The organism is Streptomyces sp. NPDC004284 (genome assembly GCF_042874035.1).
GTDB lineage: Bacteria > Actinomycetota > Actinomycetes > Streptomycetales > Streptomycetaceae > Streptomyces.
Window position 1 is genome coordinate 1 of sequence record NZ_JBIAMJ010000033.1, and the last position, 19,458, is coordinate 19,458.

Annotated in this window: 14 protein-coding genes and 4 pseudogenes; 11 read left to right on the top strand and 7 right to left on the bottom strand. The window is 68.7% G+C overall.

Annotated elements, in window-relative coordinates:
• From ACFYUS_RS38700 to ACFYUS_RS38710, 3 genes are all read left to right on the top strand, one after another.
• Positions 1-1,892 (top strand): glycoside hydrolase family 36 protein (locus ACFYUS_RS38700; RefSeq protein WP_388862947.1); only part of this gene is annotated, 1,892 nt, incomplete at its 5' end.
• An 84-nt stretch (positions 1,893-1,976) separates the two neighbouring features.
• Positions 1,977-3,005 (top strand): LacI family DNA-binding transcriptional regulator, encoded by a 1,029-nt coding sequence (locus ACFYUS_RS38705; protein WP_388862949.1) that lies wholly within the window; start codon positions 1,977-1,979, stop codon positions 3,003-3,005.
• Between the two features lie 998 nt (positions 3,006-4,003).
• Positions 4,004-4,555: a DinB family protein gene (locus tag ACFYUS_RS38710; RefSeq protein ID WP_388862951.1), complete on the top strand. Its 552-nt coding sequence runs from the start codon at positions 4,004-4,006 to the stop codon at positions 4,553-4,555.
• A 41-nt stretch (positions 4,556-4,596) separates the two neighbouring features.
• On the opposite strand, the pseudogene ACFYUS_RS38715 reads toward ACFYUS_RS38710, so the two are convergent.
• Positions 4,597-5,381 (bottom strand): annotated as a pseudogene (locus ACFYUS_RS38715) (IS5 family transposase); the annotation flags it as partial.
• A gap of 49 nt (positions 5,382-5,430) precedes the next feature.
• Here ACFYUS_RS38715 and ACFYUS_RS38720 point away from each other — a divergent pair.
• Positions 5,431-6,306: pseudogene (locus ACFYUS_RS38720) on the top strand (IS5 family transposase).
• Between the two features lie 24 nt (positions 6,307-6,330).
• Here the strand turns inward: ACFYUS_RS38720 and ACFYUS_RS38725 are convergent.
• Positions 6,331-6,672, bottom strand: coding sequence for a DUF5713 family protein (locus ACFYUS_RS38725; protein ID WP_388862953.1), 342 nt, complete (start codon positions 6,670-6,672; stop codon positions 6,331-6,333).
• 112 nt (positions 6,673-6,784) lie between these two features.
• On the bottom strand, positions 6,785-7,876 hold the full coding sequence (locus ACFYUS_RS38730; RefSeq protein WP_388862955.1) for an IS630 family transposase: 1,092 nt from the start codon (positions 7,874-7,876) through the stop codon (positions 6,785-6,787).
• 328 nt (positions 7,877-8,204) lie between these two features.
• On the opposite strand from ACFYUS_RS38730, the pseudogene ACFYUS_RS38735 reads away from it, so the two are divergent.
• Positions 8,205-8,892, top strand: a pseudogene (locus tag ACFYUS_RS38735) (transposase family protein).
• A 73-nt stretch (positions 8,893-8,965) separates the two neighbouring features.
• Here the strand turns inward: ACFYUS_RS38735 and ACFYUS_RS38740 are convergent.
• The 3 genes from ACFYUS_RS38740 to ACFYUS_RS38750 form a co-directional block, all read right to left on the bottom strand.
• The gene (locus ACFYUS_RS38740; RefSeq protein WP_388862957.1) at positions 8,966-10,111 is read right to left on the bottom strand and encodes an SMI1/KNR4 family protein; all 1,146 of its coding nucleotides are present in this window, start codon (positions 10,109-10,111) and stop codon (positions 8,966-8,968) included.
• A gap of 503 nt (positions 10,112-10,614) precedes the next feature.
• The gene (locus ACFYUS_RS38745; protein ID WP_388862959.1) at positions 10,615-11,145 is read right to left on the bottom strand and encodes a hypothetical protein; all 531 of its coding nucleotides are present in this window, start codon (positions 11,143-11,145) and stop codon (positions 10,615-10,617) included.
• Between the two features lie 238 nt (positions 11,146-11,383).
• Positions 11,384-12,370 (bottom strand): alpha/beta fold hydrolase, encoded by a 987-nt coding sequence (locus ACFYUS_RS38750; RefSeq protein ID WP_388862961.1) that lies wholly within the window; start codon positions 12,368-12,370, stop codon positions 11,384-11,386.
• 145 nt (positions 12,371-12,515) lie between these two features.
• On the opposite strand from ACFYUS_RS38750, the gene ACFYUS_RS38755 reads away from it, so the two are divergent.
• Together ACFYUS_RS38755 and ACFYUS_RS38760 are read left to right on the top strand one after the other, a co-directional pair.
• Positions 12,516-13,118 (top strand): helix-turn-helix domain-containing protein, encoded by a 603-nt coding sequence (locus ACFYUS_RS38755; protein ID WP_388862963.1) that lies wholly within the window; start codon positions 12,516-12,518, stop codon positions 13,116-13,118.
• 198 nt (positions 13,119-13,316) lie between these two features.
• Positions 13,317-14,186, top strand: coding sequence for an acyl-CoA thioester hydrolase/BAAT C-terminal domain-containing protein (locus tag ACFYUS_RS38760; protein WP_388862965.1), 870 nt, complete (start codon positions 13,317-13,319; stop codon positions 14,184-14,186).
• Between the two features lie 15 nt (positions 14,187-14,201).
• On the opposite strand, the pseudogene ACFYUS_RS38765 reads toward ACFYUS_RS38760, so the two are convergent.
• Positions 14,202-15,335: pseudogene (locus ACFYUS_RS38765) on the bottom strand (IS630 family transposase).
• A gap of 270 nt (positions 15,336-15,605) precedes the next feature.
• On the opposite strand from ACFYUS_RS38765, the gene ACFYUS_RS38770 reads away from it, so the two are divergent.
• From ACFYUS_RS38770 to ACFYUS_RS38785, 4 genes are all read left to right on the top strand, one after another.
• Complete coding sequence (locus ACFYUS_RS38770) at positions 15,606-16,007, top strand: transposase (RefSeq protein WP_388862967.1); 402 nt, start codon at positions 15,606-15,608, stop codon at positions 16,005-16,007.
• A 932-nt stretch (positions 16,008-16,939) separates the two neighbouring features.
• On the top strand, positions 16,940-17,290 hold the full coding sequence (locus ACFYUS_RS38775) for a hypothetical protein (RefSeq protein ID WP_388862969.1): 351 nt from the start codon (positions 16,940-16,942) through the stop codon (positions 17,288-17,290).
• Positions 17,291-17,400: 110 nt separating this feature from the next.
• Positions 17,401-18,114 (top strand): hypothetical protein, encoded by a 714-nt coding sequence (locus tag ACFYUS_RS38780; protein WP_388862971.1) that lies wholly within the window; start codon positions 17,401-17,403, stop codon positions 18,112-18,114.
• 136 nt (positions 18,115-18,250) lie between these two features.
• Positions 18,251-18,682, top strand: coding sequence for an NUDIX domain-containing protein (locus tag ACFYUS_RS38785; protein ID WP_388862973.1), 432 nt, complete (start codon positions 18,251-18,253; stop codon positions 18,680-18,682).
• Positions 18,683-19,458: the final 776 nt, after the last annotated feature.

Below are 19,458 nucleotides of genomic sequence, written 5' to 3' on the forward strand. Positions count from 1 at the left end.
CCTCGGACACGCGCGCCCCGCACACGCCCACCGAGCGGCCCGTCCCCGCCTGGCGCCCCCACTCCGGAAGCGGCTCGGCCACCACTGACACTCCCGCCACCCCCACCGCCCCTCCGACCGTCGTCCACCGCCCCCTCCCCGCCCCCCTGCTCCACTCCACCGGCACCCCGCTCACCGTCCACCTCACCGCCCTCGGCAGCGACCAGTGGCAGTCGACCGTCACCCAGGTCGCCGACGGCGTGGCCCTGATCGAGGTCCGGGCGGCGGAGGCGGTCACCGTCCGCGCGGAATGGCGCGTCCCCTGTGTCGGAGCCACCGCCTACTGGACCCCCGACACCAACGCCGGCCGCTGGCTCCCGCCCTCCTGGATCGCCCCGCGAACGGTCTCCCTCCCCCTGGGTGCCCCCGTCGCCAGCCTCGTCGGCACCGACGACCGCGCCCTGTGCACCGCCGCGGCGGGCGAGACGGCCGCGCCCGTGCGCGTCGGCGCCGGCGTGGTGGAGGAGAGCGGCGAGTTCGCCTTCACCGTCGAGCAGGAACTCACGCCCGCCGGGCCGCCGTTGCGCGTACGGATCGATCTCACCGGCCGGCACTTCGCCACCACCGTCCGGGCTGTCGCCGACTGGTGGGCCGAGGGGGCCGCGGACCACCCCGGCATCGCCCCCGCCGCACGGATGCCCGCCTATTCCACCTGGTACAGCCTCCACCAGAACGTCGACACCGCCACCGTCGAACGCCAGGCGGCCCTGGCCGCGGCCATCGGCTGCGAGAGCGTCATCGTCGACGACGGCTGGCAGACCTCCGACCGTACGCGCGGCTACGGCCACTGCGGCGACTGGGATCCCAACCCGAAGGCCTTCCCCGATCCGGCCGCCCACGTTGCCGAGGTCCACCGCCTCGGCCTCTCCTACCTCCTCTGGTACGCGCTGCCGTTCATCGGCCGTCACAACGAGGCCTGGGACCGCTTCGAGGGCCTGATCCTGCGGGAGGAGCCCCACCTGGACGCGGCCGTGCTCGACCCCCGCCACCCGGAGGTGCGCGCCTACCTGATCGACAAGGTCTCCCGCGCCGTCGAGGAGTGGGGGATGGACGGCGTGAAGATCGACTTCGTCGACCGCTTCGCCGTCACCGACCCCCCGCCCGCACCGGCCGGCGCCGACCACGCCGAGGTCCACGACGGCGTACGGCGGCTCGTCGCCGACCTTGACGCCCGGCTGCGCCGTACCCGGCCCGACGTGATCATCGAGCACCGCCAGCCGTACGTCAGCCCCGGCCTCTGGCCGTACGCCACCATGGTCCGCGCCACCGACTGCCCGCTCAGCCCCGCCGAGAACCGCCAGCGCACCATCGACTGCCGCCTCACCGCGGGCCCGCTCGCCGTCCACGCCGACATGATCATGTGGCACTCCGCCGAGACACCGGAAGCGGTGGCAGTCCACCTCGTCAACGCCCTGTTCTCGGTCCCGCAGATCTCCGTGGACCTCGGCGCCCAGACCGAGGACCAGCTGTCGACCGTACGCTTCTGGCTGGACGTCTTCCGCCGCCACGCCGACGTCCTCCAGCAAGGCGCCCTGGAACCCGAGCGCCCCGACCTCGGCTACCCGCTGGTCCGCGCCCACGACGCCCGTACGACGGTGATCGCGCGCTACGCACCGCTGCCGGTCACCCTGCCGCCCCGACAGCCGCTGACCACCCCGCAGACCGTCCTCGTGGCCAACGCGGACAGCGACGCCGTCGTCCTGATCGGCGTCACCGAGCCCGAACGGGCCCTCGCCCTCGTCCAGGACTGCCGTGGTGAGATCCTGTCCGAGACCGTCCTCGACCTCGTCGCCGGCGTGAACCCGGTGCACGTGCCGACGGGCGGCCTGCTCACCCTGACCCGCGAGGACTGAACGGGACGACGGACGGTGGGTCGGGGCGGCCGTACACCGCCCCGACCCACCGCCCACAGCCACAGCCACAGCCACAGAGGAACGATGACCGCTCAACAGGTGACCATCGAGGACGTCGCACGGGCGGCGGGAGTTTCCCGCCAGACCGTCTCGAACGCCCTCAACGCCCCCCACCGGCTGCGCGCGACCACGCTCGCCAGGGTCACCGCCGCCATCGAGGAGCTCGGCTACCAACCGGACCAGTCCGCTCGCAGCCTGCGCACCGGCACCCGCAAGGTCATCGGCTATCCCGCACCCGCCGACAACCCCGCCGACCCGAACCCCCTGATGGGCGGCTTCCTCCAGGCGCTCGTCAGCGCCGCCGACGCCGTGGGCCACCGTGTCCTGCTGTTCCGCTGCGACCCCCAGCAGGGCTCCGGGGCGGTCGCCAAGTCCTTCAACGGACTGATCGCCGCCCGCCAGATCGACGGCTTCGTCCTCTCCGACGTCGTCCACGACGACCCCCGGGTCGACGTGCTCACCGAGGCGGGGTTCCCCTTCGTCGCCTTCGGCCGTACGGCACCCGGGCGCCCGCAGAACTGGGTCGACATCGACTCCGTCGCGGCCACCGCCCAGCTGGTCCACACGCTGCTCGGCCAGGGGCACCGCCGGATCTGTTACGTCAACTCCGCAGCGTCCCTGCCCTGGCTCGCCGACCGCAGGGCCGGCCTGCTCCAGGCCGCGGCGGCCGCCCCCGACGGAGCCTTCGAGGTCAGCGTCCCCGAAGACGACCCGGCCGCGCTCTCCCAGGCGATCCAGCGGCTGCTGGTCGGCCCCGCCCGCCCGACGGCCCTGGTCTGCGCGAGCGACTGGCTCGCCCTGACCGCCTATCAAGCCGTCCGAGTGGCCGGCCTCACCGTGGGCACCGACGTCGCCATCACCGGCTTCAACGACATGCCCCTGTGCACCCTGCTCCAGCCCACTCTCACCAGCGTCCGGCTGCCCCTGGCCACGATCGCGCACGCGCTCGTCGACCGCCTGATCACCGTGGTCGAGGGCACCGCCCCCACACCGACGACCGGACTCCTGCTCCCGGCGGAGACGGTCATGCGGGACAGCACGCCGAGCAGATAGCGAGGCAAGCATGTCCGAAAGATCGTGCGCCTCCGTGAGGTGACAGCCTGGCGCGGGGACCGGCCTCGGGCTGCGATCTCTCGGTTTGGTGACAGTGGTCTGAGAGACAGTGGCGGTTTGTGTGTTGGTGCTGGTCAGCATCGGTTCTTGGGGTGGGGTGTCGCTGTTCCAAGGCGGGAGTTTCCGTGGGGTTTCGCTGCTCCGGGGTGTCATTCCATGGGGGGTGACGTTGCCTCAGTTTCGTGAGTTCTGATCCGCCGGCCAGTGGGTGTTGCTGTGCTCGGGGCGTGGACCAGACAGAGCAGTGCCCGGCCCCAGAACGGGCGGGTGGCGATATGAGCGGGGCCTTGCTGGCTGTGGCTGTTCGAGCGTTGCGCGCTGTGGCGGTGTGGCGGTGTGCCGTCTGCTGGCTTTGCGGCGGGAGGGGAAGCTCACCCCTGTGAGGGTGCGTTCGGTGGCGGACGTGTTGGGGGCGCGGGAGCGGGCGGTGTGGTGGTGGCTGGCTGCCACTGAGCGGGATGAGGCCGCGGCTGCGGCGCCGGAGGGACGGGCTGCGTGGCACGGGCGGTTCACGGTCACTGACGAGGTCCGGGCTCTGCTCGCGTTGTGGGAGGGGAACGTTGCTGCTGTCCACCGTGAGCTGGCCGCTCGCGCGGCCAGGGGTGAGGGGAAGCCGCCACCGTCGATTCCGACGCTGCATCGGGCGATCGGTCGTGATCTGTCGCCGGGGGAGCGGGCCGGGCTCGCGGGTGGGGAGCGGGCGGCGCGTAAGCATGATGTGTTTCTGGCCCGGCCGCGTCCCTGGCGTAATCAGGTGTGGGAGACCGACCACCTGCGGGCGCCGGTGCCGGTCGATGTCGAGGGCAGGGCTCGTAGGCCGTGGATCACGTGGTTCACCGACTGCGCGACTACGGCCTGTCCGGCGGATCTTGAGCGAGCGGTTTGTTGCGTCCACCCGCCTGTTGCGCTGTCAGCTCCGTTCGCTAAGGTCTGCAGCCATGATCGAGAGCAAGACCGAGGCTTGGCCGGAACCTCCCCTCGCCGGCACCGAGGCCGCAGCGATCCTCGGCGCCCTCGAACGGCAGCGGGCTACCCTTGCCTGGAAGTGCTCCGGTCTGGACGCCGCCGGTCTTCGTGCCACGCTCGGCACGTCCGCCATCACTTTGGGCGGCCTCCTCAAGCACCTGGCGCACATGGAAGACAGCCACTTCGCCCGGTTGTGGCTCGGGTCCCCCGTCGGTGCTCCCTGGGACGCCGTCGACTGGGACAGCAAGCCTGACTGGGACTACCGCTCCGCCACCGAGGACACCCCCGATCAGCTGCGCGTTCTCTGGCAGGAATCGGTCGCCCGTTCACGTGCCATCGTCGCCGAGGCGCTCAGTGCGGGCGGGCTGGACCAACTCGGCGCCTACACCACTCGTAGCGGCGAACGCCCCAACCTCCGCCGTATCCTCCTCGACCTCATCGAGGAGTACGCCCGCCATGCCGGTCACGCCGACCTCATCCGTGAATCCGTCGACGGGCTCACGGGCGAGGACCCGCCGAGGTGAACCGAACTATGGCGTGGAGCGTTGGTCGGCCTTCATCACGCTCACTCTGCCGAGGGCGAGTTCCTGCCGAGTGAGCACGGCCGGAGCCATAAGCGGACGGCGGCGGTGGTGACGGTGCCGTGGAAGACGTAGGCCCTCTTGTCGTAGCGGGTGGCGACGGCCCGGGAGTTCTTGAGCCGGTTGATCGTGCGCTCGACCTCGTTGCGGCGTTTACAGATCTCGCTGCCGAAGCCGGTGGGCCGGCCGCCCTTGCTGCCGCGCCGTCTGCGGTTGGCCCGCTGGTCCTTCGGCTCGGGGATGGTGTGCTTGATCTGGCATCTTCGCAGGTAGCGCCGGTTGCGGCGTGAGCTGTATGCCTTGTCGCCGCCCAGGTGATCCGGCCGGGTGCGTGGCCGTCCGCCCTGCGGGCGGGGCACCCGGATCCGTCGGAGGACCTCGATCATCTGCGGGGCGTCGCCCCACTGGCCGGGCGTGAGGAGGAAGGCCATCGGTCGGCATCCGCCTTCACCCGCGAGGTGGATCTTGCAGGTCAGGCCGCCCCGGGACCGGCCGAGTCCTTCGTCGGGGCGGTGGTGCCGGGGCGTTGTCCTTTTTTCGGGACACGCGGCTTCTTCTTCCGGGCCCCGGCCGCGTGCTGATGGGCCCGGCAGGACGTCGAATCGACGCTGACCATGCTCCAGCCGATCCGGCCCGCGAGGTCGGCGTCCGCCTGGACGGCACACAGGATCCGGTCCCACGTGCCGTCCGCCGACCAACGCCGATGCCGTTCATAGACGGTCTTCCACCTGCCGAAACGCTCGGGAAGGTCCCGCCACGGTACGCCCGTCTAGGCCGTGTATCGAAAGTGGATCATGGGCTGTGAATGATCACGGTTCATGGGTCGGGGAGATCTCACGGACGAGCAGTGGGCAGTGCTGGAGCCGCTGTTGCCAAAGGGTGTCAGGGCGGGGCGGCCGCCCGTCTGGCCTCGTCGTCAGCTGATCGACGGCATACGGTTCCGGGTCCGGACCGGTGTTCCGTGGCGGGACGTCCCCGTCGAGTACGGACCGTGGAGCCGGGTCTACGACCTGTTCCGCCGGTGGCAGAGCAACGGCACCTGGCACCGGATCCTCACCCGCCTCCAGTCCCTGGCCGACGCGAACGGCGCGATTGTCTGGGACCTGAGCGTCGACTCCACGATCTGCCGCGCCCACCAGCACGCGGCCGGTGCCCGTAAGCAGGGCGACCTGTAGAAGGAGCCACCGGGCGGTATCTTCACCGAGCCCCGTGATCATGGGCTGGGGCGGTCGCGCGGCGGGTTCACCACCAAGCTCCACCTGGCTGTCGAGCAGGGCCAGAAGCCCATGTCGATCGTGGTCACGGCCGGGCAGCGCGGCGACTCGCCGCAGTTCGAGCCGGTGCTGGAGAAGGTCCGCGTGCCCCGCGTCGGTCCGGGCCGGCCACGGGTCCGTCCCGATCGCGTGCGGGCGGACAAGGCGTACGCCTCCCGCAAGAACCGTGCCTACCTGCGCCGCCGCGGGATCCGCTGCACCATACCGGACAAGGCCGACCAGGCCCGCAACCGCCGGAAGCGCGGTTCCCGCGGCGGCCGGCCGCCGTATTTCGACCCAGTCGACTACCGCGAGCGCCACGCGGTCGAGTGCGGGATCAACCGCCTCAAGAGACACCGCGCTGTCGCCACGCGGTACGACAAGCTCGCCGTCCGCTACGAGGCGACCGTGCTGATCGCAGCTCTCAACGAATGGCTTTGACCTGAGGTGACCTCCCGTCCGCGTTCACCAGTCCCGGCCGGCGGTCAACTCCTCCGCATCCGCTTCCGTGAACTCGTATGCCGACGCGACGAAGCAGAACTCGTCACAGATCCACTCCCGCGCCACCGTCTCGATCTCGCTTCCGGCCGCCACGAACTCGCTGTCCAGCAGGTTGAACTCCTCCGTCGCAGCCTGGGTGAGTGCATACAATCCCTCCAGGTCCGCCGGATGCTCGGCCTCGATGCGCTCGCACAGCCGCAGCAGGATCGCCTTCCCCTTGTCGACCACGTGATCAGGGAAGTACGAGTCGTCGTACATCTGCCGCAGGAACGCATGGCCCGCTACCTGCTGGTTTGTGATCGGCATGGCACTTCCCTACCTCCGCGAAAAGCTGACGGTCCGATCATGCACAGCACCACTGACAACGACGCCCCCATGGATGCCAGACCTCACGCGACCAGGACTTTCACAACAGGCCCTAGTCTTCTGAGTCAGGAATTCTGTTCAGATATGAGGCGAGGTGTTCGAGGATCTCGTCCGCGGTCTTGGTCCAGAGGTAGGGCCTGGGGTCGGTGTTCCAGGCGGCGATCCAGGTCCGGATGTCCTGCTCCAGTGCCTGGACGGTCTTGTGGACGCCTCGCCGTATCTGCTTGTTCGTCAGCTCGGCGAACCATCGCTCGACCAGGTTGAGCCAGGACGACCCGGTCGGCGTGAAGTGCAGGTGGAACCGCGGGTGGGCCAGCAGCCAGGTCTTGATGGCCGGGGTCTTGTGGGTGGCGTAGTTGTCCAGCACCAGGTGGACGGCGAGGCCGGCCGGGACTTCCCGGTCGAGCTTGATGAGGAACTTCTTGAACTCCTCGGCCCGGTGGCGGCGGTGCAGGGAGCCGATCACCTTGCCGGTGGCGACCTCCAGGGCGGCGAACAGGGTGGTGGTGCCGGCCCGGACGTAGTCGTGCGTGACGCGTTGCGGCACTCCGGGCATCATCGGCAGCACCGGCTGAGAGCGGTCCAGGGCCTGGATCTGCGACTTCTCGTCCACGCAGAAGACCAGGGCCCGCTCGGGCGGGTCCAGATAGAGGCCGACGACGTCGTGGACCTTGTCGACGAAGTACGGATCCGTCGACAGCTTGAACGTCTCCGAGCGGTGCGGCTGCAGACCGAACGCCCGCCAGACCCGCGACACGGTCGACTGTGACAGGCCCAGTTCCTTCGCCATCGACCGCGTCGACCAGTGGGTCGCGTTCTTCGGTGTGGACTGCAGGGTCCTGGTGACCAGCGCGGCCACCTGCTCGTCGGTCACCGTCCGAGGGCCGCCCGGCCGGGGCATGTCTCCCGGGCCGGCGATCCGGTGCTCGACGAACCTCGCCCGCCACCGGCCCACCGCATGCGGCGTCGAGCCGAGCCGGGCCGCGACGTCCTTGTTGGAGGCGCCCTCCGCACAGGCCAGGATGATTCGGCACCTCAGAGCCCACGCCTGCGGCGTGGAACGACGCCGCACCCATCCCTCGAGCGCAGCCCGTTCCTCACCGGACAGGATCAACTCGGCCTTCGGTCGCCCAGTACGTGCCATAGGGCAAGCCTATACATCTGAACAGAATTCCTGACTCAGAAGACTAGGCCGACTTGCGTTCCGCCGTGGTGCGTGAGGAGCCTTACGGCCCCTTCGGCGGTCTGCCGGAGAGGGCACGGGTGGACCGCGGCAAGGACTTCCTGTCCCAGACGGTGAGTGCCGCGTTCACTGAGCTTCTTCGAGTGGGTCACCGATCGGGTGAGGGGCCGTGAAGCGCAACGAACGAGGCCCCCGAGCCGTTGACTGAGATGTCTGACGTCTCCCTCACGTTGTTCGGGGGCCTCGTCGGTCATCCCACCTGCCGCAGGCGCTCGTGGAGCGGGGCTCCATGCCGGCTGTCACTCGTGGGGGCGACCGGCGCCGCAAGCCCCGTCCGTCCCAGCGGGCGACAGTGGCACTGGTGTACCTGCGAGAGCACACCGCTCCGGCGAAGATCGCCGCCGGGTTCGGGATCGGCGAGTCCACCGCCCACACCCGCGCGGTCGTCGACCTGTTCGCCGAACGAGCACCGGGTCCGCACAAGACGCTGCGCGAGCACGATCCCGACTGCCTCCTGCTCGACGGCACCCCCGCCGAGTGCGACCGGGTCGGCGACGGCCGGGCCGGCCACTCCCACCAACCCCGGCGCCACGGCGTGAACGTGCAGATCGTCACCGACCCCCGCGGCCGGCTGCTGTGGCTCTCACCCGCCCTGCCGGGCCGGTCTCACGACCTGACCGCCGCCCGCACCCCTCGGATCATCCGCATCCGCGAGCGCCGGGGGCGTTCCCGTCCTGGCCGATCTCGCCCACCAAGGCGCAGGACCGTGGCCGACGACCGGCATCACACGCAAGCCACTCCAGGAACTCACTCCCACCGAACAGACCCTCAACCGGGCGCCGGACGCAGCACGAGCACCCGTTGAACGCGGTGTCGCGAGCCTGAAGTCCTGGCAGGTCTTCCGCAGGTCCCGGTGCAGCCCCGACCGCATGACGTCGATCGTCAAGGCCATCCGCACGCTGGAGCGGCAGCGCTGAAGATCCTTGGTGGGTGCTTCGTCTGGCGATAACCGCCACGTGAAGCGCTCACGCGGAACCGGAACCCCTGGGGTCAGTCCTGATCTTGGCTGTACTGGGCCGCGTACCAACTGGAGTCGATGGCGGGGTTGCGCAGCGCCCCCCAGAATCGGTCGTCAGGTATCGGTGGCAGGGGCTGATTGCCCAGGTCCGCATGCAGATCCGCACGCCAGTCGAGAGTGAAGTGACTCCGGGTCTCCGCGCTCTCGCACACGGACCTGTACGGGGACCCCCAGATCCCGAGGGCTATCTTCTCCGCGGCCCACCTGCGCGTGTGGTCTCGGCCGGTGTCGGCCTGCGCGAGCACCGCGCGGAGTCGCAAGGCGAGCGGGCCGGTCTGGTCAGGCTGCGGCAGGGCCACACCGCACTCCCACGCGTCCAGGGCTGCCTTGACCTCCGGGTAGTTGTTCAGACCCGTTTCGACCGCCAGTCTGCGCAGCTGCTTCCGCGCGGCGTCGACCACCTGCTCATACGGCAGGACCGCGATCAGCGCACCGAGTTCCTCATGCCCGTCCAGGTGGCTCACGTGGAGGAGGTCGGTGGGACTGTAGGACAGGTCCAGCTCTGGCAGCTGCTCATCCGGTGCGGGAAGGGGCTCGTCGGCACTGTACTGCGGCCTGGCAGGCGGACGCACCTCCCAGAACAGCCGTCCGTTGAAGGTGACGACACCGGCGTCCTGGCCGCGCTCAAGCGTGCCGGCCAGTTCGGCCAGATACTCACCCAGCGAGTCGGCCTGCCCGAAACGGGTACCGGTCTCGTCGAAGAACCGTCCGATCGCACCGAAGGAGTCCCGCCCGGTACGGCAATCCATCAGAAGACCGTCCGACGTCACGTCGTAAGAACCGAACTTCACGTAATCGTGAAGCCAGTAGCCCTCGGTCTCCCCGTCGAGGCCCTGGTCGATGCCGCGCATGAACCCGGTGTCCCCGAGGATTCCGCTCACTCCGAGCAGCCGGTCGCCCGTGCTGAAGCGGAAAGCCCCAGGTCCCTCCAGCGCCCCGTTGTGCCGGAGGAGTGAAGCGACCAGGTCCGGAGGAAAGGTGACCCCCAGTTCCTGTTGCGCTGCTGTGATCTCCTCGCCGCCTGCAGGCGGCCGAAGCGTGGCAAACGTGCGGGGCGCGTGCTCGCGCAGCCACACGTCGATGCGAGTCCATGAGTCCTGTACCAGGTCTGATGTCATAGGGCCGACCTTAGAACCAGCGGCTGACAACAGCTTGATCGTCGCTCACCGGCCTTCCCGCCGGGTTGGCGTTCAGGCCGGCAAGCTTCGAGCGGCCCCTTGTCCCGGCTCACCAAGCTGCTGGCACCGGACGCTGCAGCCGCCCACTCGACACCGAAGCGCTCAGTCGCAATCACCCGATCGGTGGCCAAATCGAAGAAGCTCATTGAGCCAAGGCACGATAGTTGTCACATAGGCACGCTTGTTGTCACCGGCGTAGTGGAGTACGTGCGGTGTGACTGTTCGGCATTGTCCTGTCGCACTGAAGCCGTCGGATTCTCACTGCTTCTCGTTCGCGCTGTCGGATTCTCACTGTGCCGCGCGCTGAGCATGGTGTTTGCCCAGTCCGCGGAGTTTGACCTTATTTCTCTGGTCCGGTTCTCGATGTCCCTGTCATGGTCGTTTTCGGCAGGTACGTGGAGCCGGGGGCGAGCCGTCCTCGTGCAGCCGAGGCACCCGACTGATCAACCTTCGGGCTCTCGGTGGGCTCGATGCCATGCCGCCTCGAAGTCATCACGGCCGATCTCCATGGCCACATACTGCGGATCATGAAGATCGAACGGTGCGTTGAACGGCCAGTCCTCGACGCTCGTCTTGACTGCACCGCCGCCGGGACCGATCTCAACCTGCCGCAACCGCCGTCCGTCCGGCCCGAGCTCCATCAAGAAGACCGCTCCGTCCTCGAACTCCGGCCGGCGCAGGTAGACACGGTCCCGTCCCACCAGGGCGGCGAATCCCGGCCGTCCACGCTGGGCATCCCTCTGCGCGCGGAAGCCGGACAGCGGATTCGGATCCGGAGCGTCCAGGTGGACCTCCTCCAGGTCCCACGTCTCGGCACGTCTCACGGCGTCCGGGTTCGTGATCACCTCAACTTCGGCGCAGGCACTGACGATCTCCTCGGCAGAGCCCGCCCGCACCCACCACTGCAGCCATCCCATGCCGTAGTCATGAAGGACCAGATAGCGCGTCTTCCCGACCTCGCCCAGTTGGCTCACAGCCCGTGATCGTACGTTGATCCACGACCAAACCAGAGGGCCTTCCTGGCAGTGCTGTGAGGACTCGGCTCGCCTCCCCCGGATTCCGCAGAAGCCAGCTGCCCTGAGAATCTCGAGCCGAGCGTTCTCACTCGACCTGGCAATCCCCATAGCTCGTCGCAAGATCCACAGACAAGCTCGATGCGACAGAACAGGCATCACCGAGCAGACCGCCAGGCTGCCCAGGCAGCCGCCTGGTTCAGTCCTGGATGGTGGCGAGCCAGTCGGTGAGCAGGCTGTTGACCTCGTCGGGGCGTTCCTGCTGGATCCAGTGGCCGCAGCCGTCCAGGAGGTGGGAGGCGGACAGGGCGGGGAGGGTGGTGGGGTAGGCGTCGATGGCGTCGGACATCCAGGTGGTGGATGCGTCCAGGGCGCCGCCGATGAACAAGGCGGGCTGTTTGATCGGGGCTCCGCGGTGGGGGGCGAGGTCTTCCCAGTCGCGGTCCATGTTGCGGTAGCGGTTGAGGGCGCCGGTCAGGCCGGTGCGCTCGAACTCCCCGGCGTAGACGTCGAGGTCCTCCTCGCGCAACCAGGCCGGGAGCGGGCCGGCGGGGAAGCGGTCGCGCAGCCGGCCGCCGCGCGCGACGAAGTGCGGGTCGGGCTCGTCCTCGGCGGGCATGGTGTCGGCGGACAGGGCCGCGTAGAAGCCCGCGAGCCAACCCCGGACGTCGGGCTCGATCTCCGCCTCGGCGCGGCCGGGCTCCTGGAAGTAGGAGACATAGAACTCCTGCTCGGGGCCGCCGATCTGGCCGAAGACGTCGGTGGGGCGGGGGCCGCCGGGCGGCGCGTAGGGGACGCTCAGCAGGCCGACCGCGCGGAAGATTCCAGGGTGGAGCAGGGCGGAGGCGGCGGCGATGTTGGAGCCCCAGTCGTGGCCGATGACCACCGCGTTCTCCTCGCCGAGGGCGCGCACGACGGCGACGTTGTCCTCCACCAGGTCGAGCATTCGGTAGGCGTCGGTCGCCTGCGGCTTGGAGGAGCGGCCGTAGCCGCGTACGTCGATCGCCACCGCCCGGTACCCGGCCGCGGCGAGGGCCGGGAGTTGGCGGCGCCAGGAGTACCAGGACTCGGGGAAGCCGTGCACGAGCAGGACCAGCGGGCCGGTGCCCTGCTCTACCAGGTGCAGGCGCCCGGCAGGGGCCTCGACAATGCGGTGGTGGAGTGCGGCGGTCTGCTCGGAATGCATGGGGGACTGCTCCTCGGTTCGCGGGCGGCCGGCGGGTACCCATCGATCATGCGGCGCGGCGGCCCCTCGGCGCGATCAGCATTGCCATTCTGGCAAGATCGCAGGACAGGGCGCTGGAGCGGCACGGCAAGAAGGAGCGGGAAGGGTGGCAGCCGACGACGTGGACGGCACGATGGCCGCGATGGGGCCCCGGCTGCGGGCCGCGCGCGAGCACTACGGCGCGACGCTCACCGGTGTCAGCTGCGCGACCGGCATCTCGACCAGCACGCTGTCCCGGATCGAGACCGGCCGACGCAAGCCCACCCTGGAGGTGCTGCTGCACCTGTCGAAGGAATACGGCGTCTCCCTGGACGAACTGGCCGGCACCGCGCCCGGCCCCGGGGCCGAGCCGCGCGCTACGGCGCCGCTGAGCCTCGGCGACGACAAGGCGGTGCTGCCGCTGACCCGGTACGTCGGCGGCCTGCACGCCCACAAGCACGTCCTGCCCGCCCTCGAGGACCCGCCCGCGCGGCCCCGTCAGGTCTCCCACGACGGCCACGAGTGGCTGTGCGTCCTGTACGGGAGGCTCTGGCTCGCCCTCGGCGACCAGGACCTCATCCTGACCCCCGGGGATGTCGCCGAGTTCGACACCCGCACCCCGCACGGGGTGGCGAACGCCAGCCCCGGCGGACCGGTCGAGTACCTGATCATGTTCGGACCCCAGGGTGAGCGTCTACGGCCGCGCAGCTGGTCGTCGAGGAACCGGTGACAGAGAGGCTGCTGAACGAGTATTTGTGACAAGCCGCGTGCCTCGCCGGTGACAACCACACTGCTTCGTCCGGTCTCATTCGCCACGTCATCCGGCTCTGCCGGTGACAACTAGTGCCGCATCAAGCAACGTTCGCCCTGTGTGGGTCGGTCCGGCTCCCTTGGGATGATCGTAAAGCGCGACGTCTGGGGGAGGGGCATGGAGATCATCGAACACGCGATCAGCGAGCCTTTCGAGGGTGTGCTGGTCGAGCCGGTGGGAGGCAGCAGGGTGGGCGTACTGGTGCTGGCCGGTTCGAGTGGCCGCATCGACATCGAACGCTGCCGCGTACTCGCCCGCGCGGGGATGACCACGTTGTCGATTCGCTGGTTCGGTGGCGACGGCCAGGCACAGGGAATCTGCGAGATTCCGCTGGAGAGGTTCGTTGAGGCGATCGACCTTCTGCAGACCAAAGCAGGAGGGAGAGTCGGTGTCATGGGACTGTCCAAGGGAGCCGAGGCAGCACTCCTGCTGGCCATCCGCGATCCGCGCGTCGATGCGGTGGTGGCCATGTCTCCCACGTCTGTGGTCTGGGCGAACGTCGGCCCCGGCATCGACGGTCTGACCCACCCCTATCGGTCGTCCTGGACCTGGAAGGGCGAGCCCGTCCCGTTCGTCTCCTACGATGACGACTGGACTCCTGCAGAGGCAGAAGGCGAGCCGACGGCCTGTCGGACCCTTTACGAGCAGAGCAGGCAGACCCATGCGGAGGCTGCACGCGCGGCCGCGATCCCGATCGAGCAGACCGCCGCCCAGATCGTCCTCGTGGCGGGCGGGGACGATCAGATGTGGCCGTCGCTGCTCTTCGCACAGGAACTGGCCGCGCGCCGCGCTTCGGTGGGCCACCCGGTCAGGCTTGTGACCTCGTCCGATGCCGGGCATCGTCCCCGATTGCCCGGGGAAGGGCCCGCCGGACACTCTGACCGGTTCCGCTACGGCGGCACGGCGGCGGCCGACGCGGCGCTCGGCACCGCGGCCTGGTCCGACATCGTTGTGGCGCTGGCTGGAGATCTTCACACCAGCAACTGACCAGAACCTCCGAGATCAGGCCACGTTGGCCCTGGCCACGACCTGACGCAGGCGCTTGTCCTGGGCGTGCTCGTTCCGTCAGATGATGTAGCGGCGGATCATGCTGCCCTGCTCTCTGTGGCTGGGGTGGTCGGTGCCGTCGAGGGCGAAGCAGCGCAGGGCGGTGAACTGGGCCTGGGTGCGGTTGGGCCAGGAGCTGTTGGTCGGGGTGTAGGCGATCTCCACGTTGTTCGCCTCGGCCCAGGTCCCGGCCCATTGGCACCGCTTGGTGGTCGGGTGGGGTGAGTAGTTGTCGCAGACGATCGCGATGCGTAAGTCCGCCGGGTGCAGTGAGCGCAGGTAGCGGCAGAACTCCAGGAATTTCGAGCGGTTCTTCGTCTTCTTGATGTGCCTGTAGAGCTGTTCCTTGGTCAGGTCGTAGGCGGCGATCAGGTGCCGGACGCCGTGCGGGTGGGTGTAGGTCGCTCGTCTGCGGGGGCGGGGCTCGTGGTCGGGGTCCTTGTGCCGGCCGCCGCGTTCGGCCCACTGCCGTCCGGGGTGGGGCTGGAGGTTGAGCGGGCCGAACTCATCCAGGCAGAAGATGACTTCGGGCTCGCCCTCCTCGGGTATGACCTCGCCGTCGGCGATCGCGTAGAGGTGCTCGACCCGGGCCTTCTCGGCCGCGTAGTCGGGGTCACGGGAGGCCTTACAGGTCTTCAGGCGTTGAAAGGAGACGCCTTCCTCGCGGAGCAGGATGCACAGGCCCTCGTGGCTGATGTCGTCGACCACCCCCTCGGCGACCAGGAAGTCGCCCGGCTTCGCCAGGCTCCAGGTCGAGAACGGCAGGTCGTGCTCGGCCTGCTTGGACTTGGCGGTCTTCTTGATCTCTCGGCGCTCGGGAAGGGCGAACGTCCTGGGCCGACCGCCTTTGTACTTCGGGTAGAGCGACTCGAAGCCGGCGGCGTTGAAGTTGTGGACCACCTTCCGGACCCGGTCCACGCCGGTGAACGTCACCTCGACGGCCTTCGCCACGGGCATGCCTTGAGCGGACAGCAGCACCATCTGGGCCCGCCGCCAGGTCACCACCGACCCGGTGCCCCTGCGGATGATCCGCAGCAGTCGCCTGCCCTCGTCGTCCTCAATATCCCGGACCTGCATACGTTGAGCCACATGATCATTCTGGACGTCTGGCGCCGCCCGGCGCAGCAACCGGGCGACATATCACGACGGGGCATACGTTGCTCGATACGGCACTACTGATCTTTCCGTGGTGGGTGGGGGGAGTTCGCTGGCTGTATGAGGGTTGGGGAGCTTGCCGCGGTGCGGGGCCGGTTGGAGGAGTTCGCGGCGGTGGTGTTCGCGCCGTTGGTGCGTCGGGACTAACGGGCGAAGGGTGCGTTATACCTGCGAGGGCTGCTGCTGGACGGCCGCAGGAAGTCGATGCAGCCGATGCCTGAACGGCTCGGTGTCGATCACCAGCAATTGCAGCAGTTCATGACGACCTCGACGTGGCAGGTCAGGGACGTGCGGGCCCGGCTGGCGTGGCGGGCGGTGGCGGTCGTGCGGCCGCAGGTGCGGGTGGTGGACGACACCGGCTTCCCCAAGGACGGCCGTTCCTCGCCCGGGGTGGCCCGGCAGTACTCGGGCACCCTGGGCAAGGTCGGCAACTGCCAGATCGGCGGCAGTGTCCACATCGGGGCGTCCCGGTGCGATCGCCATCGGGGTGACTGGTCCTCATACATGATTCAGAAGCGCAAGGAAGCCGAGCGGAAGTCGAAGGCCAAACGGCGGAAGTGGCGCCGCCGGGCCGTCGTCGGGCCGTGCGAGGGTGACCAACACTGACAGCCGACGACCGTCGCGCTGTAGGTCAGGGCGTTGATCGCGAAAAGGGGAGCAGGCCAGAGACCCCGCCCCTCACTTCTTCTGTCCTGGGATCGCGGACAGCTCCTGCTCCCCGCACCCGCGGGATGGTCCCAGCATCTCGACGAGGAAGTGCTCGACCTTCGGCTGCTCCCAGCGCTCGTGGGTGCTTCAGTAGCGTTCGGGCAGCTCCCCGCCTGCGTGGGGATGGTCCTGAGATCTGCCCGAACTGGCCGCCGAGGGCGTACTGCTTTCCGCCTGCGCAGGGATGGTCCTCCCCGTACGGGACTTCGACCAGGTCGCCCGGCTCTGCTTTCCGCGCCTGCGGGGACGGTCCCGCGCTACCTGCTACGGCCGGCTCTGGCTCGGTCTGTTCCCCGCGTGCACGGGGTTGGTTCGGCGTCAGAGGAGAGTGTCTGTTTTGCCGGTTTCTTTGAAAGCGGTTCGGATAGTGCAGTGCGTGGGATAGAACTGCAGGTCACGGAGTCTGCTCCCCGCACCCGCGGGGATGGTCCCCCGCGAGCAGCCAGGGCACCATGCGCGGCCCTCTGCTCCCCGCACCCGCGGGGATGGTCCCGCCTACGAGTGGGATGCCACATCTGCCGCACCGAGAAGAACATCGACGAACTGCGGGGCCGAGGCCGCAGGCCTGCGGGCCAAGGTCGCTGATGAGACGAGCCCGCGCATCCTCTGGGGGCGCGAACGCCGCCGCCTGGCGCACCTGGACCGGCTCATCGATGACCACGAGCGCGGACGCCCGGGAGGGGATACGCAGTGAAGGCCGAGCAGGAGCCACCACAGGAGTTGTGCCTCAAACTGAGGGCGGCCGCCGACCGGCTGCTGGCCGGCACCCCGCTGCGCTCCTCGGGCAAGCTCACCATCCTTGACTTCGCCGCAGAAGCTCAGGTCAAGCGGTGGCTGCTGACGCACAAGTATCCGACCACGCTCATGGCCAAGTATCAGGCGGAGTTCAAGGCCGCCCGTACAAGAGCGAGCCAGTCAAGAAGGCCGAGGCGGAGATCGACAAGCTCCGCGAGGACCTGACCAGGGTTCGCGAGGAGAAGAGGCAGCTGGCTGACCTGCTGGGCGCCTATGCGGTCATGAATGAGCAGCTGGCCAGGGAGCGGGCCGAGGTGATCACCGAGCGCGATGAGGCCCTGGCCACCCGGGATGCCGCGCTGGGTGTCACCGCCCTAAACCCGCCGCCGCAGCGGACGGCCCCCACCAGCCGCGCTCATCGTCCGCTCCCGCGAGGACGCCAGTGACAGGATGCGCCGCCGTGATCAGGATCGAAAGCGGGCACGCAGGCCGTTCCGGTGCGGCACACTCCACTGCATCGAGCATCCTGCCGCCGCGATGAGACGAGTACCGTCAAGTGAATCTTCAAGAAGCCGTCGACAACTACGAAACGGCGATGCAGCACTGCGACAACCTGATCGAGACCCACAGGGCACCAGCCAAAGGACAGGGACGCCGAACGGTTGAAACCTCGATCAACCGCGGCACGATCGTGCTGGCGGTCGCGGCTTGGCAAGCAATCATCCAGGACATCGCCATGGTCCTGAGGGATGAACTGGTGGCCGAGGCGAAGAACGCCCTTGGGACGAGGCTGCTGGCCGACGCGATCGAACGATGGAAGATGGACTTCGAGGTTGCACTCAAGGACTTCTCCACACCCAACCCCGACAACACTCGGAACCTTCTCAAGCGAGTCGGCTTCGACCCGCAGTCCCATTGGACCTGGACTCAGAGCGGCGGACGAGGCAACAGCTCGATCACGGTCAAGCCCAAGCATGTGAGGAAGGTGATCTTCCAGTGGATCCGGGTCCGCAACGACGTCGCCCATGGACACACCATCATCACCTCGCTCCCGATCTTGGGGGCTGTTCGTGACCCTGAATCGTCGGCCGGGTTGGTTGCCGCACCAACATTGCGTCTCGATGACGCGATCGCCTGCGTGAAGTTCTTCCGCTCCGTTGCCCGACTCACCGTCGAAGGGGCAGCCAGCCTTCTGGGCGAACCGATCCCAACCTGGAAGAACCTTCCCAGTCATGCTCTCGGGCTTCATGTCTCGCACCTTCCGGACTGAGTTTGCGTCCCCACGCGCGCTGCAGTCAGCAGCACTTCGGCAACACGCTCAGACCGGCTAGAGAACGTTGCACATCGACGGCGGCTGGCAGCTCCACTGACCCCCGCCCCACCACTCACCATGGAGAGGGATCCCCATGAAGCAGCGCGTTCGCGCCGTACTCGTCACCCCGAGCGGCACCATGCTCCTGATCAAGCGCATCCGCCCCGGCGTCGGCCCCTACTGGGTCATCGTCGGAGGAGGCGTCGAGGAGAGCGACGCCACCCGCGAGGAAGCACTCCTGCGCGAGGTCCGAGAGGAGATCGCCGGCGACGCCGAGATCGTCCGCCTGCTCCACGAGATGGAGAACGCCAAGGGCGAGAAGGAGTTCTTCTACCTGGCCCGCATCGCCACGTGGGACTTCGAGAACCGGACCGGCCCGGAGTTCGCCCGCACCGACCGCGGCGAGTACATCCTCGAAGAAGTCCCGCTCACCACCAAGGCCATCGCCGACCTGAACCTGTTGCCCGGGGAGATCTCCACGGTACTGTGCCAGGCCCTCGACAATGGCGACTTGCTCGCCGTGTAGACACGGGACCAGCGCTCGGCTGGGTGCTTGCTCGTGTCCGGGCCCCTGACGCTGCTTGAGACGGTCATGGATCTGCTCCGCCGATGACGAAGGTCCGAGCGTTGCGATCGTAGGAGCTGGATCACTGATCTCGCTCTTCCGCGAGGTCAGCTTTCAGTGCCACCTCGGCCCCTGCCCATCGCGGGATGGTCCCACCTTGGCGAGCTTGTCCTGCGGGGGCGGCGGTCTGCTCCCCGCTCGCGTGGGGATGGTCCCTCCTCTTCAGCTGTGATCTCGCCCTGCTGGATCTCTTCCCGCACTGCTGGGTCTGCTCCCTGCATCTGAGGGGGGTGTTCCGGAGACGGCGGTCGCCGAGAAGCGTCGACGTGCTGCTCTCCGCGCCCGTGGGGTTGGTCCCTACGCGCAGAACCCGCACTATGTCGAGCTCGCCTGCTCCCCGCGCCTGCGGGGATGGTCCCCCCCGCCTCACGGCGGGGGTTTCGTCGTTTCCCTGCTCCCCGCGTCTGCGGGGATGGTCCTCCGGCGTCCTCGTGCGGACGTCGCTCCCCCCACTGCTCCTCGCTCGCGCGGGGATGGCCCCGCGATCGACCCGCGCATCATCAAGCCCGGGAACCGCTCCCCGCTTGCGTGGGAATGGCCCCGTCCTGACCTTCCGGCCGAGGGACGGTGGAGGCTGCTTCCCGCCTGCGCGGGGATGGTCCCACCTCGGGGAACTTGACGGCGAGTCGGGCCTCCTGCTTTCCGCCTGCGCAGGGATGGTCCTCCCTGTATGGGAC

Bases quoted from the DNA above. Each gene is read 5' to 3' on its own strand.
- ACFYUS_RS38750 (WP_388862961.1), bottom strand. From the start codon at position 12,370: ATGCATTCCGAGCAGACCGCCGCACTCCACCACCGCATTGTCGAGGCC.
- ACFYUS_RS38705 (WP_388862949.1), top strand. From the start codon at position 1,977: ATGACCGCTCAACAGGTGACCATCGAGGACGTCGCACGGGCGGCGGGA.
- ACFYUS_RS38760 (WP_388862965.1), top strand. From the start codon at position 13,317: ATGGAGATCATCGAACACGCGATCAGCGAGCCTTTCGAGGGTGTGCTG.
- ACFYUS_RS38740 (WP_388862957.1), bottom strand. From the start codon at position 10,111: ATGACATCAGACCTGGTACAGGACTCATGGACTCGCATCGACGTGTGG.
- ACFYUS_RS38725 (WP_388862953.1), bottom strand. From the start codon at position 6,672: ATGCCGATCACAAACCAGCAGGTAGCGGGCCATGCGTTCCTGCGGCAG.
- ACFYUS_RS38770 (WP_388862967.1), top strand. From the start codon at position 15,606: ATGCAGCCGATGCCTGAACGGCTCGGTGTCGATCACCAGCAATTGCAG.
- ACFYUS_RS38730 (WP_388862955.1), bottom strand. From the start codon at position 7,876: ATGGCACGTACTGGGCGACCGAAGGCCGAGTTGATCCTGTCCGGTGAG.
- ACFYUS_RS38710 (WP_388862951.1), top strand. From the start codon at position 4,004: ATGATCGAGAGCAAGACCGAGGCTTGGCCGGAACCTCCCCTCGCCGGC.
- ACFYUS_RS38785 (WP_388862973.1), top strand. From the start codon at position 18,251: ATGAAGCAGCGCGTTCGCGCCGTACTCGTCACCCCGAGCGGCACCATG.